This window comes from Xanthomonas sp. A1809 (assembly GCF_017746015.1).
GTDB lineage: Bacteria > Pseudomonadota > Gammaproteobacteria > Xanthomonadales > Xanthomonadaceae > Xanthomonas > Xanthomonas euvesicatoria.
This window is the reverse complement of record NZ_JAGHWZ010000016.1, coordinates 1-18154: the sequence shown is the minus strand read 5'-3', so window position 1 is coordinate 18154 and position 18154 is coordinate 1. Positions and strand designations below refer to the sequence as shown.

Here is an 18154-nt window from a genome sequence, read left to right as displayed (position 1 = left end):
ATCGGAAAGGGCACAACGGGCGTCGCGCGCGACGCCGACAGCCGACTCAGTCGGCCTGGCTCAGCCGCGCATGCGCCTGCGCGATCTGCTCCCACAAGGTCAGCACCACCTGCACGTCGGCGTCGCTGAGTGCGCCCAACACCTGCGCACGCAGTGCATCCAGGCGGATCTCGATCTGGCCGACCAGTGCCTGGCCTGCATCGGTGAGCCACAGCTGGTTGGCGCGGCGGTCGCTGCTGTCGGCCTCGCGGCGCAGCAGGCCCTGCGCGGCCAACTTGTCCAGCAAACGCACCAACGAGGGGCCTTCCATGCCCAGTTGCTGGGCCAGCGCCACCTGGCGGATGCCGCCGCCGGAGCGCCCGATCATCAGCAATGGTCCGGTGCAGGCGCTGGACAGGTCGAACTCGGCAAACGCCTGATCGGCCAAGCGTTGCCACTGACGGGCAGCCACCAGCAGGCCGGAACTAAGCTGGGCGCGTGGAGAAAGAGCAGGTTTCATAATAGATAGGATGCTATCAATTCATAAATGAATCAATAGTCACTGAATATTTGCAAGCTGGCGCAACCGCCACTGGGGCGGCCGGGCCGTCCTCGGGTACCATGCACGCCCCCTTTGGGTGCACCTGCGCATGAGCCAGTCCAACCAGCCCGATTCCTCCGTCACCCAGACCCAGGCCGAAGAGGCCGTGCGCACCCTGTTGCGCTGGGCGGGCGAAGATCCCACGCGCGAGGGCCTGCTGGACACCCCGCGCCGGGTGGCTGAAGCCTACGGCGACTGGTTCAGCGGCTATCGCGAAGAACCGCGCGAATACCTGGAACGCACGTTCGAGGAAGTGGCCGGCTACGACGAGTTGATCGTGCTGCGCGACATTTCCTACGAAAGCCATTGCGAGCACCACATGGCGCCGATCATCGGCAAGGTGCACGTGGGCTATCTGCCGCGTGGCAAGGTCGTCGGCATCAGCAAGCTGGCCCGCGTGGTGGAAAGCTACGCGCGCCGCTTCCAGGTGCAGGAAAAGATGACCGCGCAGATCGCCCAATGCATCCAGGACGTGCTGCAGCCGCTTGGCGTGGGCGTGGTGGTGGAAGGCGCGCACGAGTGCATGACCACCCGCGGCATCCACAAGCGCGGCGTCAGCATGGTGACCTCCAAGATGCTGGGCACCTTCCGCGAAGATGCGCGCACCCGCGCCGAATTCCTGCAGTTCATCGAAGTGGGCGGCAAGCGTTGAGGCAGTCGCGGCAGCGCCCATGAAGCACCAGGCACGTATCGCCGGTTATCGGCAACTGCGCGAGCAGCCGGTATGGAAACTGCTCGCCGCCGACCACGCACCCGAACTGGTCGGCCTGCTGCAGACGGTGCTGATGGATGGCGAACGCCGCCTGCCTTCGGCCGTGTTGCACGAACGTTTGCAGCGCCAGCTCGACGCCTTGCGCGCCGACGAGCTCTCGCGCGAACTGCCGCGCACCGCACAGGCATATCTGGCGCATTGGTTGGCACAGGGCTGGCTGGAACGCCGCCTGCCTGAAGGCGCAGCCGAAGAAGAATACGAACTCTCGCGTGCCGCGACCCAGGCCATCCGCTTCATCGCCGGCCTGCGCGAAAGCAGCAGCAGCGCCACCGAAAGCCGCCTGTCGCTGGTGATCCAGCAACTGGTGCAGCTGGCCGGACAGACCGAGGCCGATCCAGAGCTCCGGCTGGCCGCGCTGCGCGATGAACGTGCGCGCATCGATGCCGAAATCGAACGCGTGGCCTCCGGCCGCGTGGCGGCGCTGGACGGCAAACGCGCGCTGGAACGCGCGCGCGACCTGATCCATCTCTCCGACGAGCTGGCCGAAGATTTCCACCGCGTGCGCGACGACTTCGAGCAGCTCAACCGCCAATTCCGCGAGCGCATCATCGACGACGAAGGCGCGCGCGGCGACGTGCTCGAACAATTATTCAACGGCGTGGATGTGATTGCAGACAGCGAAGCCGGGCGCACCTTCGAGGCGTTCTGGAGTCTGCTCAACGACACCCAGCAAAGCAGCCAGCTCGACCAGGCGCTGGATGCGCTGCTTGCCCGTGGGTTTGCCCGCAAGCTCGATCGCCGCGAACGCGCCTTCTTGCGCGGGCTGACCGGCACGCTGCTGGAGCGCGGCGGCGAGGTGCACACGGTGATGCAGCATTTCGCACGCAGCCTGCGCGGGTTCGTGCAAAGCCGTGGGTATCTGGAACAGCGCCGGCTCAATCAATTGCTCAAGCAGGCCCAGGGCGAAGCCTTGCAATTGCGCGACAGCCTGCACGCCACCACCGCCACCGGCTATACGCAGGCACTCAGCAGCAGCCGCCTGCGCTCGCTGTCGCAATGGCGGCTGCACGATCCACGGCTCACCCAGGTCGATGGACGCGTGCAGGCCGCCGACGCGGCCGAGATCTCGCTGGACAGCGTGGGCGATCTGGTCGCGCAATCGGAGATCGATGTACGCAGCCTGCGCAACGACCTGCATGAGCTGCTCGGCCAACGCCCGCGGCTGACCATCGGCGACGCCTTGCAACAACGCCCGGCCGTGCAGGGCCTGGGCAGCGTGATCGGATACCTGTCGCTGGGCACGCGCCACGGCATGGTGATCGAAGGACAGATGGAAACGGTGCAATGGGAAGGCAGCGACGGCGCCGTGCGGCGCGCGCGCATTCCCTTGGTGTGGTTTACCCGGGAGAAACGCAATGAACTGGTCTGAGGACGCCGGCCCGGACGCCGACGAGAGCACCGCGGTGTCGGCCATCGACGACCGCATGCCGATGACGCAAGCCTCCAGTGCCGAGCCGCGCGGCGAGCTGTTTTTAGGCGACACCGGCACGCTGCCGTTCGACGCGCGGCGTGCGCTGTGCCAGTTGCTGGCAGGGCCCAGCATCGATGCGCAACGGCACGGTGCGCTGTGGCCGGCGTTGTTGCGCAACGAGGTGGCGATCCGCCAGGTGCTGTGCGAGCTGTTTCTGGAGCTGGTGCTCGACCGCGAGGGCGGGGTGGCCTTCACCCGCCAGGCCGACACCGCCGAGCTCGAATCGCCCACCTTGCTGCGCAGCGCGCCGCTGACGTTCATCGAGTCGGTGTTGCTGCTGTTCCTGCGCCAGCAACTGGCCGAGGCCGATACGCGCGGCGAGCGTGCGGTGGTGGACGAAGCGCAGTTGGTGGAGGCGTTGTCGGTCTACGAGAAGAACGTGTCCACCGATCGGGCGGGCTTCGCGCGGCGGGTGATGACGGCCATCGGCAAGATGCGCGACAACCAGTTGCTGTCGCGCTTGCGCGGCAGCGAGGAGCGCTATGAAGTCTCGCCGGTGCTGAAGCTGTTGTTCTCGGCAGAGGATGTGCAGGCCTTGGTGGTCGCGTATCGCGGTTTGCGGGAAGGGGATGTAGCTGCTGAGTAATTTTCCTTCTCCCGCGCCGGCGCGCCGGCTTCCGTTCTCGCGTCGGGACATTGTCCTCCTTCATCGGGGAGAAGCTGCCCGCAGGGCGATGAGGGGACGTTGTGGCGTGGTGCTTGGGAGCATGTCGTATGTGTTGCATCTACTGCGACGGCAGTTATAGGAATCGCAGCATCACCAGCAACAGCGCCGCAGCAACTCACCACACAGCAGCGCGGCACCATGCGTCATCCAGTTTTTTGCGTTCCACGTCGTCCCGTTCTGATGAGTGAGCTATGAATTCCCAGTCCAATCTGTCGCCAGCGCAACCAGGTGCCTCCTTGTTTGCCGAGACGCTCGCCGAGCAACGTGCGCAGCAGTTCCGCATGCGGCGCTTGCAGGTGCACAACTGGGGCACCTTCAACGGGCTGACCGAAGTGCCGATCGCGGAGAAGGGCTTCCTGTTCGTCGGGCGTTCGGGCTCGGGCAAGTCCACCTTGCTGGATGCGATGTCGGCACTGCTGACGCCGCCGAGCATCGTCGACTTCAACGCCGCCGCGCGCGAAGCCGAGCGCAGTGGGCGCGATCGGAGTCTGGTGTCGTATGTGCGCGGTGCGTGGGCCGATCAGCAGGACAGCGCGTCCGGCGAAATCGCCACCCAATACCTGCGCAAGGGCGCCACCTGGACCGCGCTGGTGCTGGAATACGCAAATGCGCACGGCGAGGCGGTGAGCCTGATCCGCTTGTTCTGGATCGCCGGCAGCGGTAACGCGGCGGCCGATGTACGGCGTCACTACATGGTCGCGCCACGCCGTTTCGACGTGGCGACCGAGCTGGATGGCTTCGATCTTGACCTGCGCAAGCTCAAGGCGCGATTGGGTGAGGACGTTGCGCATTTCGACGGCTTCGCCGGCTACGCCGAACGTTTCCGGCATGCGCTGGGCATCGGCAACGAGATGGCGCTGCGGCTGTTGCACAAGACCCAGTCGGCCAAGAACCTGGGCGATCTCAATGCGTTTCTGCGCGGCTTCATGCTGGACGAGCCGCGTACCTTCGAAGCGGCCGACCGGCTGGTGGAAGATTTTGCCGAGCTCGATGGCGCGCACCATGCGGTGGTCACCGCCCGGCGCCAGGTGGAAACCCTGACCCCTGCGCGCGAGCACCACGCGGCGTTGATGGCGCTGCGCCACAGCGTCGGCGAGTTGCGCGAGCTGCAACTAGGCGTGGACAGCTACCGCGAGCAGCAGCGGCTGGCCTTGCTGGAGGAGCGGCTGCAGGAACTCGACAACCAGGACCGTGGACTGGCCGGCGAAGAAGGCCAGCGCCGCGAATCGCTGGATAACCACGAACAAAAACTGGCTGGCCTGGAGCGCGAGCAGCGCGCCGCCGGTGGCGAGCAGATCGAGGAACTGGAACGCGAACGCGCGCGCGTCGAGCGCGAGCGCGACGAACGCCTGCGCCGCCGTGCACAGATCGAACAGGCCTGCCGCCAGCTCGGCACCGCCCTGGCGGCCGGCGCCAGCGGCTTTGCCGCACAGATCGCGCATGCGCAGACCGTGCTGGATAACGGCAAGCACGACGCCAGCGCGCTGGATGAGGCCATCGCCGAACGCATGGGCGCGCGCCGCGACGACGAGCGCCGGTTTGCCGAAATCCGTGCCGAACTGGAGGCGCTGAAGCGCGCGCCATCGAGCATGCCCGCACCGATGCAGGCCCTGCGCGCGCGCTTGTGCGAAGACACCGGCATTGCCGAGGCCGCGCTGCCGTTCGTGGGCGAGCTGGTGCAGGTGCGCGAGGACCAGACGGCCTGGCGCGGTGCGATCGAGCGTGTGCTGCACGGCTTCGCGCAATCGCTGCTGGTGGACGAGCGGCATTACGCGCAGGTCAGCGAATGGGTCAACCGCACCCATATCGGTACGCGTCTGGTGTACTTCCGTGTGCGCCGCAACGACGAGCTGCATTCGCGGCGGGTCGATCCCGGCGCGCTGCCGGGCAAGCTGCAGCTGCGCGAGCACGCCTTTACCGAATGGCTGCGCAACGAACTGACCCGTCGTTTCGACTACGCGTGCGTGGACAATGCCGCAGCATTGCGCAACGCCGACCGCGCGATCACCCGCGAGGGCCAGGTCAAGCATCCTGGCGATCGCTATGAGAAGGACGACCGCCACGCGGTCAACGATCGCAAGCGTTGGCTGCTCGGTCACGACAACCGCGACAAGCTCAAGGTGTTCGAGCGCGAAGCGCAGGCGCTGGCCCAGCGCATCGCCAGCTGCGATGCCGATGTGGCAGCGCTGCGCAAGCAGCGTGAGCAGGACCAGGAACGCCAACTCGCTGCGCACACCTTGGTGGAGCGCGACTGGGACGAGATCGACGTCGGCCCCAAGCTGCAGCGCCTGAGCGATATCGACGAACAATTGGTGCAGCTGCGCGAAGGCAACAGCGGCCTGCGCGTGCTCGGCCAGGCCATCGAGACCGCACGGACCCTGCGCGACCAGGCCAAGCGCACCTATGAAGATGTGCGGCTGGAGCGCGCGCAACTGGCGCGCGAACGCGTGCGGCTCGAACAGCAGCATGCGGCCTGCGCGGGCCGCGCCGGTTCCGCCACGCTCACGCCCACCCAGTTGCAGGGCTTGCGGGAACGGCTTGCCGCATTGACGCCGCTGTCGCTGGACAATCTGGAAGCGCATTTCCGCGTGGTCGAACGTGGCCTGGCCGAGCAGTTGGCCGACAGCCAGGGCCGCGACAGCCGGCTCAGCGCGCAGTTGCTGGAATGCTTCCGCAAGTATTGCCAGCAGTGGCCCGAAGACAGCGGCGATTTCACCGTGAGCCTTGCCAGCGCCGACGATTTCCTCGCGCGTCTGGACCGGCTGGAAAGCGATGGCCTGCCGCGTCACGAGCATCGTTTCTTCGACCTGTTGCAGACCCAGAGCAAGAACAACCTGCTGGCCTTGCAGCGTTACACCGCCGAAGCCCACAAGGGCATCAAGCAGCGCATGGACGAGGTCAACGCCAGCCTGGAGCAGGTGCCGTTCAATCGCGACACCGTGCTGACCATCGAGGTCGGCGACCGTCGCCTGGCCGAGGTGCAGGAATTCCAGCAGCAGTTGCGCGCGGTGCTGTCGCATCAACAGACCGAAGACCGCGCCCTGGCCGAGGCGCAGTTTTCCACCTTGCGTGCGCTGGTGGCGCGCCTGGGCGCGCAGGAACCGGAGGCACGCCGCTGGCGCGAACAGGTGCTGGATGTGCGCCTGCATGTGGAGTTCATCGGTGTGGAACTGGACGCGCAGACGCGCGCGCAGGTGGAGATCTACCGCAGCGGCGCGGGCAAGTCCGGCGGTCAGCGCCAGAAACTGGCAACCACCTGCCTGGCGGCCGCGCTGCGCTACCAGCTTGGCGGCGAAGACGGCGAACTGCCGCGCTACTGCGCGGTGGTGCTGGACGAAGCCTTCGACAAGGCCGACAACGAATTCACCGCGCTGGCGATGAACATCTTCGAGAACTTCGGCTTCCAGATGGTGGTGGCCACGCCGTTGAAGTCGGTGATGACCTTGGAGCCCTTCATCGGCGGCGCATGTTTTGTCGAAATCAGCGGCCGCCATAACTCCGGCGTGTTGCTGATCGAATACGACGAGCAGGCACAGCGATTGAAGCTGCCGGAGCGCTCGCGTGGCGATGAGGCAGCGGTGGCCGATGCCACTGACGCCGCGTCAGCGATCGAGGCTGCGAGTGAGCCTGTAGGAGTGCAGGGCGCTGCAAACGCAGACGGCATTACAGCTGATGGCCTCCCGCTACACATAGCCTTGCCCGTGCCCGGCGATACCTCACCCGCAGCGCAGAACACGCATAGTAGTAAGCGCAAGCCGGCAGCGGCGACGGCGACGGCGAACAAGCAGAACAAAAACAAGCAAAACAAGAACGCCAAGACCACATCGCCCACACGCGCTGCGGCACAGCCTCACGCAAAGCAGCCGAAGAAATCGCCTTCGCGCACTCCAGCTGTGGCTGGCAAGCCGGTAGCGGACAAACGTACCTCAGGCGCGCAGCAAGCGCCGGCGGTGTCGTCAGGAGCTGCATCCAGGTCCAACGTGGGCAAGACCACGCGGTCTTCAAAAGCGCAGGGCAAGCCGATTGTGGCCGCAAACGCATCCAACGCCACGTCCAGCAAGGTCGCCGCCGCATCTGCGCCAGTGAAAAACACTGCCGCAGCCAAGCCACGTGCAACAGCCGCATCGACTGGTCAGCCAGCGCGTGGCGCCGGCAAGACAACCTCGGCGCGCGCGGTGGCTGAACCGTCACCGGCCACGACGCGCGTCGCCAGGGCAGGCGCCCCGAAGGCGCGCGGCAAGCGCTGAAGACAGTGCACAGGTGACGCCATCTGCAGGTGGCGTCGCCGGTTCGACTACGCTGCGTTGGCAGCGGGTGCCAGTGATGAGTGCAGCAGATCCCAGCCCATCTTGCCGATCAGCACGATCACCAGCACCAGGAACAATTTGCGGATCAATGGCGTGCCGCCACGTAACGCCATCCGTGTGCCGGCCACCGCGCCAGCCACGTTCGCCGCCGCCATCGGCAGGCCGATCGCCAGCATCACCTGTCCGCTGGGCAAGAAGAACGACAACGCCGCAAGGTTGGTGGCCAGGTTGACCACCTTCGCCGCCGCCGAGGCGCGCAGGAAATCCAGCCCGAAAAAGCGAATGAACAGGAAGATCAGGAAGCTGCCCGTCCCCGGGCCGAAGAACCCGTCGTAGAAGCCGATCGCCGCGCCCATCGCCAACGCGGTGGCCAGTTCGCGCCGGCCGATCTGACGTGGCCGATGCAGCGCGCCGAAGTCCTTCTTGATCAGCGTGTAGATCAGCATCGCAATCAGCAGCAGCAAAATCAGCGGCCGCACCGCCTGCCTGGGCATCAGGCTGACGGCGGTCGCGCCCAGGAACGAGAACGTAAACGCCGCCGCGGTGGCATACAGCACCGGCCGCCACGGAAAGCGCACCGTGCGCGCGTATCGCCACGCCGACGCAGCGGTGCCGAACATCGCACTGAACTTGTTGGTGCCCAGAATCAGCGACGGCGCCTGCTGCGGCAGCGTGGCAAACAAGCCCGGCAGCTGGATCAATCCGCCGCCGCCGACCGCCGCATCCACCAACCCGGCCACGAACGCAATGCACAGCAGCCACGGCAATTCGGTGGGAATCAGTTCCAGCAAGACCACGCTCCGCGCAATGGGGGGCGACAGCATAGCCGCCGCTCCCGCGTCCCGCTTCGCAATGCAATCCCCAATCCCCAATCCCCAATCCCCAATCCCCAACCCCCAATCCCCAATCCCATCCCGCACAATCCCCGCATGCCGACCACACCCACCGACCCCTGTCCCTGCGGCCGCCCGGCCGATTACGCACGTTGTTGCGGCCCGTATCACGCCGGTGCCGCCGCGCCCGACGCCGAGACGTTGATGCGCGCCCGCTACAGCGCCTACGTGCGCCGCGATGCTGCGTACCTGCTGGCCAGCTGGCATCCGTCCACGCGCCCGGCCGCGCTGTCGCTGGACGAAGGCGGGCGCACCACCTGGCTTGGCCTGAGCGTGCAGCGCACCCTCGAGACCGGCCCCGAGACGGCCGAGGTGGTCTTCCTGGCGCGCTATCGCATCGGTGGCGGCAGCGCAGTCCGCATGACCGAACACAGCCGTTTCGTGCGCGAGGCAGGTCACTGGTACTACCTCGACGCGCGCTGAGTCCCACGCCCACCGTCCCACCCCAGCCCGACGTCGCCACCAACTGCGCCCCTCGATGCACCGCCCGCCAGGCCGGTCCAGTCCGACGAACGGTCTTCACGCCCGCCATTTGTCGACGCCGCGTTCGCAGCCGATCGCCGAAGCTTGCCGCGCAGGCGAACTCCGCCGCGGGGGGACTTGGATCATGGCAACCTTCAATCTCTGGCAGTGGGTGCTTCTGGCGGCGGTCGTGTTCGCGATCGTGCTGCCGGCGTGCGTGGCGACCGCACTGATTCGCTTCGGCCCGCGCCACGATGCGCCGCGCCATGCCCGCACCCGCCGAGCGACCGACAACGCCCCATCCGCGCCGGCCCTGTCGATGCTGACCGGGATCACCGGCGACGGCAGCTGAGCCCGTCGGGCCGGCGGCCTCTCGCTCGCACCGAGCCGCCGGCCCCACCCAGGGACGCCCCACGTATCGCCCTCTGCACGCTTGTGACCCCCAGGTTGGCTATGCTCGGCGGCTCGACTTGCCGCGCAGGAGCACTTCACCGCATGACTTCTGTCCACCCGCCAGCCATCGCGCCATGACGCTGGCCCGGCGTGCATTGCCGTTCGTGTTGGGACTGCTGCCGCTGGCAGCCTCTGCCGATCCGGCCTTCGACCGCTGCCTGGCTGGCCTGCAGCCCCAGGCCGCTGCCAAGGGCGTGGACGCTGCCAGCTTTCAGCGCTTCACCGCCGGGCTGGCGCCCGATCCCAGCGTGCTGCCGCTGCTGGATGCGCAGCCCGAATTCACCACGCCCATCTGGGATTACCTGGCCAGCCTGGTCGACAGCCAGCGTGTCAGCGACGGCCAGGCCATGCTGGTTACCCACCGCGAGCTGCTCAGCCGCCTGTCCGAACAGACCGGCGTGGACCCGGCCACCATCGTGGCGGTGTGGGGCGTGGAGAGCGATTACGGCCGCGTCACCGGCAAGCGCCCGCTGCTGGTGTCGCTGGCCACGCTGTCGTGCGCGGGCCGCCGCCAGCCGTTCTTTCGCGGCGAATTCCTCGCCTTGCTCAGCCTGCTGCAGCAAGGCGATCTGTCGGCGGAAGGACTCACCGGCTCCTGGGCCGGTGCGTTCGGGCAAACCCAGTTCATGCCTTCGACCTACGCCCGCATCGCCGTGGATGGCGACGGCGACGGCCGCCGCGATCTGGTGACCAGCATTCCCGATGCACTGGCCTCCACCGCCAACTACCTGGTCAAGGCCGGCTGGGAACGCGCCCGTCCGTGGGGCATGGAAGTCACCCTGCCGCGGGGCTTCGACGCCAGCAAGGCCGGGCGCACCCGCCGCCAACCGCTGCAGGCCTGGCAACGCGCCGGCCTGCTCGGCACCGACGGCACACCGCTGGCACCGGCCGGACTGCCGGCAGAAACGCCGGCCGCCTTGCTGTTGCCGGCCGGTGCCAGCGGCCCGGCGTTCCTGGTGTTTCGCAACTACGACGCGATCTACGCCTACAACGCCGCCGAAAGTTACGCGCTGTCCATCGCCCTGCTCGCCGATCGCCTGCGTGGCGGCCCCGGCCTGATCGCGGCCTGGCCCACGGACGATCCGGGCCTGGGCCGGCCCGAACGGCGCGAACTGCAGCAGTTGCTGCTCGCCCGTGGCTACCAGATCGGCGAGGCCGACGGCATGGTCGGCAGCGCCACCCGCCGCGCCATCCAGGTCGAGCAGACCCGCCTGGGCCTGCAACCGGCCGACGGCCGCCCCGGCCAACGCATCCTCACCGCGCTGCGCGCCGCCCCGCCAGTTACCGGCGCCGCCGCCATGCGCGCCACCGCGTTCAAGCTGCCGGCCGCATACCCGGCCTTCGCCCAATCCCCCAGCGTCCACAAGGCATCCCCCATGTCCGACACCACCGGCCTGACCACAGGCGATTTCCACGGGTTTCCGTCGCTGCTGATCGACACCCCGTTCTCCACCGCCGCCATCAGCCTGTTCGGCGGTCAATTGCTCTCGTTCGTGCCCAAGGGCGGACAGGACGTGATGTGGCTCTCGCCCAGTGCCAAGCAGCCGCCTACCCCGATCCGCGGCGGCGCGCCGGTGTGCTGGCCGTATTTCGGCCGCCAGGACCAGACCGGCGACGTCCCCGCCCACGGCTTCGTGCGCACGGTGGCCTGGCAACTCACCGAAAGCCGCCGTGAAGACGACGGCACCGTGGTGCTCACGCTCACCCCGCCGCGTTTCGACGACCTGGCGCTGCGCCTGCGCATGACCCTGCGCATCGGCCGCACGCTGGAGCAACGCCTGATCACCGAAAACACCAGCGCCGCCCCGGTGCGTTTCACCCAGGCGCTGCACAACTATTTCCGTGTCGGCGACGCGCTCAAGGTCAGCGTGCAGGGCCTGGATGGCCTGGACTATCTCGATAAGTACGAGAACTACGCCACTGCCCATCGCCAGCAAGGCGACTGGAGCCTGCGCGACCCACGCGACCCCGGCCGCAGCGACCGCATCTACACCAATGCCGGCGGCCGCTACACGCTCACCGACCCGGTGCTCGGCCGCCGCGTCGTCATCGCTACCGAAGGCAGCCGCTCGCTGGTGGCCTGGAACCCGGGCCAAGAGGCCGGCAAGCAGATGGCCGACGTGGGCGAGGGCTGGCGCGACTACGTCTGCCTGGAAGCGGCCAATGCCGGCCCGGACGTGATCGAACTCGCTCCCGGCGCCAGCCACACCCTGACCCAGACCATCAGCGTCGAGTAAGCGCAACAATCGCCTCCCGATCGGGCAAAGCCCACGCTGTTTTCAGAATACGAAAGCAGCAGCAACGACTCGCTTCTTCCACCGGGACATTGCCCTGCTCTATGGGGGAGAAGGTGCCCGAAGGGGCGGATGAGGGTACGAACGAAGCCTAGCGCAGTTGGAACGACACGAATGCTTCGCCGTACCCTCACCGCGGGTCTTGCACAGGACGTACAGGCTTTCCCTTCTCCCATCGGGAGAAGGTGCCCGAAGGGCGGATGAGGGTACGCGCGAAGCCTGGTGGAGGCTGAGCGCACATGTCGCTTCGCCCCGTACCCTCACCCCAACCCCTCTCCCGCAGGAGAGGGGCTTTCAGTAGAGGGGGACCTTGGGCGCATCAGACGACAGCCCACCCCAACCCCATCATTCAATCCACCGCTACACTCGCCGCTTCGCCCAACTGCGCCGCGCGATGTCCCTCTCTCCCGATTCCGCTCCCGTCCCCGGGCGCCGCCGCGCCGCGCTGATCTTCATCTTCATCACCGTCCTGATCGACGTGCTGTCCTTCGGGGTGATCATTCCGGTACTTCCGGATCTGGTGCGCCACTTCACCGGCGGCGACTACGTGGTGGCCGCCGGCTGGATCGGCTGGTTCGGTTTCCTGTTCGCTGCCATCCAGTTCGTCTGCTCGCCATTGCAGGGCGCGCTCTCCGATCGCTTCGGTCGCCGCCCGGTGATCCTGCTCTCGTGCCTGGGCCTGGGCCTGGACTTCATCCTGATGGCCATTGCCCACAGCCTGCCGATGCTGCTGCTGGCGCGGGTCATCTCCGGCGTGTGCTCGGCCAGCTTCTCCACCGCCAATGCCTACATCGCCGATGTCACCCCACCGGACAAACGGGCCGGCGCATTCGGCATGCTCGGTGCCGCCTTCGGCATCGGCTTTGTCGCCGGCCCGTTGATCGGCGGTTGGCTGGGCAGCATCGGGTTGCGCTGGCCGTTCTGGTTTGCTGCCGGGCTGGCCCTGTTGAACATGCTGTATGGCTGGTTCGTGCTGCCCGAATCGCTGCCCGCCGAACGTCGTACCGCGCGGCTGGACTGGTCGCACGCCAATCCGCTGGGCGCGCTCAAACTGCTGCGCCGCTACCCGCAGGTGTTCGGCCTGGCGTCGGTGGTGTTCCTGGCCAACTTGGCGCACTACGTCTATCCCAGCATTTTCGTGCTGTTCGCCGGCTACCAATACCATTGGGGCCCGCGCGAAGTGAGCTGGGTGCTGGCCGGGGTCGGTGTCTGCAGCATCATCGTCAATGCGTTGCTGGTCGGCCGCCTGGTGCGCCGGCTCGGCGAACGCCGCGCGTTGCTGCTGGGGCTGGGCTGCGGGGTGATCGGCTTCATCATCTATGGGCTGGCCGACAGCGGCACTGCCTTCCTGATCGGTGTGCCGATCAGTGCGTTGTGGGCCATCGCCGCACCGTCCGCGCAGGCCCTGATCACCCGTGAGGTCGGCGCCGACGCGCAAGGTCGCGTGCAGGGCGCGCTCACCGGCCTGGTCAGCCTGGCCGGTATCGCCGGTCCATTGTTGTTCGCCAATGTCTTCGCCTGGTTCATCGGCAGCGGTGCACCGCTGCATCTGCCGGGCGCGCCGTGGTTGCTGGCCGCTGTGCTGCTGGCCGCAGGCTGGGGCATGGCCTGGAAACGGGCTGCGCGCGGCGCCGGCACCAGCCCCGCGGCGCAGCCGTGAAGCCAACCTATTCAGCTTGCGCTCGCGTCTGCTTTTTCTGATTTGCGCAGGCACTGCTAGGCTGGTGTCCTTCGTGCCGCGGCACCGCTTTGAGCTCCTATGGTTTCCGACGTCCTGGCAGTTCCGCCATCGGCTGCGCTCGCACTGCGCCACGCCACCCAGGATGCCCATCGCCTGGTCGAAGCAGTGCCGCTGATGCAGGCGTTAGCGCAGGGGCGGGTCGATTCGGCCGCCTATGTGCAGATCCTGCGCCGCCACCATGCCTTGCTGAGCGGCTTCGAAGCGCAACTCGGCAACTGGCTGGCCACCCTGGTCGGCAACGGCTGGCATTACCGCCGTCGGGTGCCGGCACTGCGCGATGACCTGCGCGCGCTCGGCCAGCAACCGGATCTGCCGGCCGCACTGCCCGCCACTGCCGACGATGCCGCGCGCTGGGGCATGTTGTACGTCATCGAAGGCTCGCAGCTCGGTGGACGGGTGATCGCACGCAGCGTGCGCAAGCAGCAGCCCGCGCTGGCCGGCGCCCTGCGCTATTTCGAGATGGCCGACGACGACCCGGCCGGCTGGCGCCGCTTCCAGGCAGCGCTGGACCGACGCCTGGCCACCCCATCCGCACGCGACGCCGCCATCGACGGCGCGCAGGCCATGTTCGCCCACTTCCATACCTGCCTCGCAGCGGAGCCACAGCCGTGAATCAGTCCACCGAACCTCTGGATATGGATGTCTGCGCGCGGGAACCGATCCATATTCCCGGCCTGATCCAGCCTTACGGCGTGTTGCTGGTGATCGAACCGGCCGATGGCCGCATCGTGCAGGCCAGCAGCACCGCCGCCGATCTGATCGGCGTGCCGATGGATGCCCTGCTGGGCATGCCGTACACCCAGGTGCTGGAACTGCCCGATGCGCAACCATTTGCAGTAGACGATCAACCGCAGCACCTGCTGCACGCCGATGTGCGCTTCCCGCAGCGCAGCGCGCCGACCGATCATCCCTGGGTGGCCGCCTGGCATCTGTATCCGGAGCAATGGCTGATCGAAATCGAGCCGCGCGACGCGCGCCTGATGGATGTCACCCTGCGCGAAGCGCTGCCGCTGTTGCGCAGCATCGAGCGCGATGCCGGCATCGACGAAGCGGCGGTGCGCGCGGCCAAGGGCCTGCGCAGCATGATCGGCTTCGACCGGGTGATGGTCTATCGCTTCGACGAAGAGTGGAATGGCGACGTCATCGCCGAAGCGCGCCAGCCCGAACTGGAAGCCTATCTGGGCCTGCATTACCCGGCCAGCGACATCCCGGCGCAGGCACGCGCGCTGTACCTGCGCAACCGCGTGCGCCAGATCGCCGATGTGCGGTACCAGCCGTCGCCGATCCAGCCCACCTTGCATCCGCGCCTGGGCACCCCGGTGGATCTGAGCGATGTCAGCCTGCGCAGCGTCTCGCCGGTGCACTTGGAATACCTGGCCAACATGGGCGTCAGCGCCACCCTCGTGTCCTCGATCGTGGTCAACGATGCGCTCTGGGGGCTGATTTCCTGTCACCACTACAGCCCGCACTTCACCAGCCATGCCATGCGCGATGCCACCGATGCGGTGACCCGCGCGCTGGCCGGGCGCATCGGCGCGCTACAGGCGGTGGGGCGGGCGCGGCTGGAGTCGGTGCTGCTCACCATCCGCGAAAAGCTGATCACCGACTTCAACGACGCCGAGCACCTGACCGTGGACATGCTCGCCGACATGGCCCCGGACCTGATGGACGTGGTCGACGCCGATGGCGTGGCCATCTTCCACGGCAACGAAATCAGCCGTCATGGCAGCGTGCCGGATGCAGAGGCGTTGCGCCGCATCCGCGACCACATCGAATCCGAACACCACGACGCCCTGCGCGAGGATGCGGTCGGTGCCCTGCATGTGGACGCCATCGGCGAGGTGTTCCCCGAGCTGGCCGACCTCGCTCCGCTGGCCGCTGGCTTCATCTTCGTGCCGCTGATGCCGCAATCGCGCAGCGCCCTGCTGTGGACGCGCCGCGAGCAGGTGCAGCAGGTCAAATGGGCCGGCAACCCGCAGCTGGCCAAGCTGCAGGACATCCCCAACTCGCGGCTGTCGCCACGCAAGAGTTTCGATCTGTGGCAGCAGACCGTACGCGGCCGCGCACGGCGCTGGTCGCCGCTGCATCTGGAGTCGGCGCGCAGCCTGCGCGTGCTGATCGAACTAATGGAACGCAAGCGCTTCCAGCAGGATTTCACCCTGCTCGAAGCCTCGCTGTCGCGGCTGCGCGACGGGGTGGCCATCATCGAACGCGGTGCCAACGCCGCTGCGCACCGGCTGATGTTCGTCAACCCGGCGTTCGCCGAACTCAGCCAGACCGAAGTGGCCGAGTTGATCGGTTGCGACATCCTCGCCTTGCTGGCCGACGATGCCGCACGTGGCAAGGTCGAACTGTTCGAAGAGGCGCTACGCCTGGGTCGCGCTGCCTATGTCACCTTGCCGCTGCGCACCCGTGATGGCGCACCGGTGTATCGCCAGTTCCATCTCGAACCCTTGCCCAGCCCCAGCAGCGTCACCGCGCACTGGCTGCTGCAGTTGCGCGACCCGGAGTAAGAGCGCTGTGATCACCGGCAGGCGGCCAGCGCATGCGTCTGCCGCACTTGGTGCTCCATCAGCGGGCACGCGTACTAAGGCGCTGCTTTCGTCCGCAATGCCAGCAATGTGATCGTTCCGGCCACCAGGCCCCAGAACGCCGCGCCGATCCCGCCCAGCGTCAGCCCGGAGGCGGTGACCAGAAAGGTGATCAACGCCGCTTCGCGTTCGCTGTCCTCGCGCAATGCCGCCGCCAGGCTATTGCCGATGGTGCCTAGCAGCGCGATCCCGGCAATGGCCATCACCAGTTCACGCGGGAAGGCCGCAAACACCGCTGCCACGGTCGCACCGAACAACCCGACCAGCAGGTAGAACACGCCCGCGCTGACCGCAGCGGTGTAGCGCCGCGCCGGATCTTCATGCGCTTCGCGACCCATGCAGATCGCCGCCGTAATCGCCGCCAGATTCAACGCAAAGCCACCGAACGGCGCCAGCACCGCATTGACCGCACCGATCCAGCCGACCGTCGGTGAGATCGGCACCGCATAGCCGGACGCCCGGATCACCGCCACGCCCGGCACGTTCTGCGAGGCCATGGTCACCACGAACAACGGAATCGCCAGGCCGAACAGCGCCGCCCACGATAGCGACGGCACTACCAGCACCGGGTGGGCCAGTTGCAACTGCACCGCCTCCAACCGCAGCAGCCCGCCGCTGGCAGCTATCGCAATACCCACCAACAAGGTCGCAATCACCGCATAGCGCGCGAACCAGCGCCGCCCGCCCAGGTAGGTCGCCAACATCGCCAGCGCCAGCAACAGCTGGCTCTGCATCGCCACAAAGATGTCCAGGCCGAAGCGCAACAACACGCCGGCCAGCATCCCGGAGGCAAGCGAGACCGGAATCCGCCGGATCGCGCGTTCGAACAATCCCGAAAACCCGGCCACCATCCCCAACACCGCGGCCACCACAAACGCACCGACCGCCTCGCCCAACGGCACCCCGGCTGCACTGCCGATCAGCATCGCCGCGCCCGGCGTGGACCAGGCCGTGACCACCGGCACGCGGTAGCGCAGCGACAAGCCGATACACGTCACGCCCATGCCGATGCCCAGTGCCCACATCCACGATGCAATTTGCGCCTGGTCGGCGCCCAGATGGCGCGCGGCCTCGAATACGATCACCGCAGAGCTGGCGAACCCCACCAGCACGGTGACAAACCCGGCGGCAATCGCGGGCAGGGATAGATCGCGAAGCAGATTGCGGGAAGCGGGCATGAGGGCGCTCTCTGTCTGGTACATACATTTTCATCGAGCCAACCCGCGATCGATACCGCACCGTTACGCCTCCGGGTGTCGATCAATGAGCCTGCAGCCTGCATGCGTGCGGGACGTGGTGAGAGTGCGCAATCGCGTGCCGTATCCGGGTGGATACAGGTCGATGTCATGCCAGTGTCAAAAAGTGCTTGCACTTCTGCGTGGTCTCGATAAACTGCGCGGCCTCGCTCAGGACAGCGGCGCTTCTCGAAGCATCGCAACAACGAACGAGGCGAATCGGAAACATCACAAGGTGTTGACGAAACGAAAAAGCCGGCTATGATGGGCGGCTCGCTACACGGAAAGACGCTACGGCGGATTGAAGTGCAGCGGCGGCAACTTCCTCTTCACGAGGGGTTGACGAGGATGAAAAGCCTGCTAATATGGCCGGCTCGCTTCGCAGAAAACCTTCGGGTTCAAACGAAGCAGCGTCAACCACCTCGAAATGAGGTGTTGACGGCAAGAAAAAGTCCGCTATAATGGGCGGCTCGCTTCGACGGAAACGACGAAGCTGACGGGAACGGCGCTGAGGCCACTTCCCCATGTTCTTTGACAGTGTGCGCAGGTAATTTGTGCGGACGCCTGCAGGAAGGATGATTGTCCATCTTGCAGACGTTTAATCAAGCAACATATTAATTGCTTTGCAAGCGATAAGTTGCCAGTGGTTGGACTTCTGCAGCTAAGAGTATTTGCCTTCGGGCATGTA

13 protein-coding genes are annotated in these 18154 nt (G+C 66.8%); 10 read left to right on the top strand and 3 right to left on the bottom strand.

Annotation, left to right across the window (positions count from 1 at the left end; translation table 11 throughout):
* Positions 1–46: 46 nt before the first annotated feature.
* A complete protein-coding gene (locus tag J7396_RS18740; protein WP_008574655.1) occupies positions 47–499 on the bottom strand; it encodes a MarR family transcriptional regulator in 453 nt (150 codons plus the stop codon).
* A 130-nt stretch (positions 500–629) separates the two neighbouring features.
* Between J7396_RS18740 and folE the strand changes: the two genes are divergently transcribed.
* From folE to J7396_RS18720, 4 genes are all read left to right on the top strand, one after another.
* Positions 630–1232 (top strand): GTP cyclohydrolase I FolE, encoded by a 603-nt coding sequence (folE, locus tag J7396_RS18735; RefSeq protein ID WP_008574657.1) that lies wholly within the window; start codon positions 630–632, stop codon positions 1230–1232.
* 19 nt (positions 1233–1251) lie between these two features.
* Positions 1252–2721: a DUF3375 domain-containing protein gene (locus tag J7396_RS18730; protein ID WP_008574658.1), complete on the top strand. Its 1470-nt coding sequence runs from the start codon at positions 1252–1254 to the stop codon at positions 2719–2721.
* Positions 2708–3409: a DUF4194 domain-containing protein gene (locus J7396_RS18725; RefSeq protein WP_008574660.1), complete on the top strand. Its 702-nt coding sequence runs from the start codon at positions 2708–2710 to the stop codon at positions 3407–3409. Before J7396_RS18730 ends, J7396_RS18725 begins: the two co-directional genes overlap by 14 nt.
* Before the next feature lie 272 nt (positions 3410–3681).
* Positions 3682–7737 carry an SbcC/MukB-like Walker B domain-containing protein gene (locus J7396_RS18720; protein WP_209261895.1) on the top strand — a complete coding sequence of 1352 codons (4056 nt, stop codon included), beginning with the start codon at positions 3682–3684 and terminating at the stop codon, positions 7735–7737.
* Positions 7738–7784: 47 nt separating this feature from the next.
* Here J7396_RS18720 and J7396_RS18715 read toward each other — a convergent pair whose 3' ends face one another.
* Entirely contained in the window at positions 7785–8621 is an 837-nt protein-coding gene (locus J7396_RS18715; RefSeq protein WP_209261894.1) for a TSUP family transporter, read from the bottom strand.
* Between the two features lie 105 nt (positions 8622–8726).
* Between J7396_RS18715 and J7396_RS18710 the strand changes: the two genes are divergently transcribed.
* From J7396_RS18710 to bphP, 6 genes are all read left to right on the top strand, one after another.
* A complete protein-coding gene (locus J7396_RS18710; protein WP_081711182.1) occupies positions 8727–9113 on the top strand; it encodes a YchJ family protein in 387 nt (128 codons plus the stop codon).
* A gap of 184 nt (positions 9114–9297) precedes the next feature.
* Positions 9298–9504, top strand: coding sequence for a hypothetical protein (locus J7396_RS18705; RefSeq protein WP_008571431.1), 207 nt, complete (start codon positions 9298–9300; stop codon positions 9502–9504).
* A gap of 175 nt (positions 9505–9679) precedes the next feature.
* Complete coding sequence (locus J7396_RS18700; RefSeq protein WP_209261893.1) at positions 9680–11842, top strand: lytic murein transglycosylase; 2163 nt, start codon at positions 9680–9682, stop codon at positions 11840–11842.
* A 451-nt stretch (positions 11843–12293) separates the two neighbouring features.
* The gene (locus J7396_RS18695) at positions 12294–13559 is read left to right on the top strand and encodes a TCR/Tet family MFS transporter (RefSeq protein WP_209261892.1); all 1266 of its coding nucleotides are present in this window, start codon (positions 12294–12296) and stop codon (positions 13557–13559) included.
* A gap of 99 nt (positions 13560–13658) precedes the next feature.
* Positions 13659–14252: a biliverdin-producing heme oxygenase gene (locus J7396_RS18690; protein WP_008573226.1), complete on the top strand. Its 594-nt coding sequence runs from the start codon at positions 13659–13661 to the stop codon at positions 14250–14252.
* Positions 14249–16153 (top strand): bacteriophytochrome BphP, encoded by a 1905-nt coding sequence (bphP, locus tag J7396_RS18685; protein ID WP_209261891.1) that lies wholly within the window; start codon positions 14249–14251, stop codon positions 16151–16153. The genes J7396_RS18690 and bphP overlap by 4 nt, the downstream gene beginning before the upstream one ends.
* Before the next feature lie 74 nt (positions 16154–16227).
* On the opposite strand, the gene J7396_RS18680 is transcribed toward bphP, so the two are convergent.
* The gene (locus tag J7396_RS18680; RefSeq protein ID WP_209261890.1) at positions 16228–17409 is read right to left on the bottom strand and encodes a benzoate/H(+) symporter BenE family transporter; all 1182 of its coding nucleotides are present in this window, start codon (positions 17407–17409) and stop codon (positions 16228–16230) included.
* Positions 17410–18154: the final 745 nt, after the last annotated feature.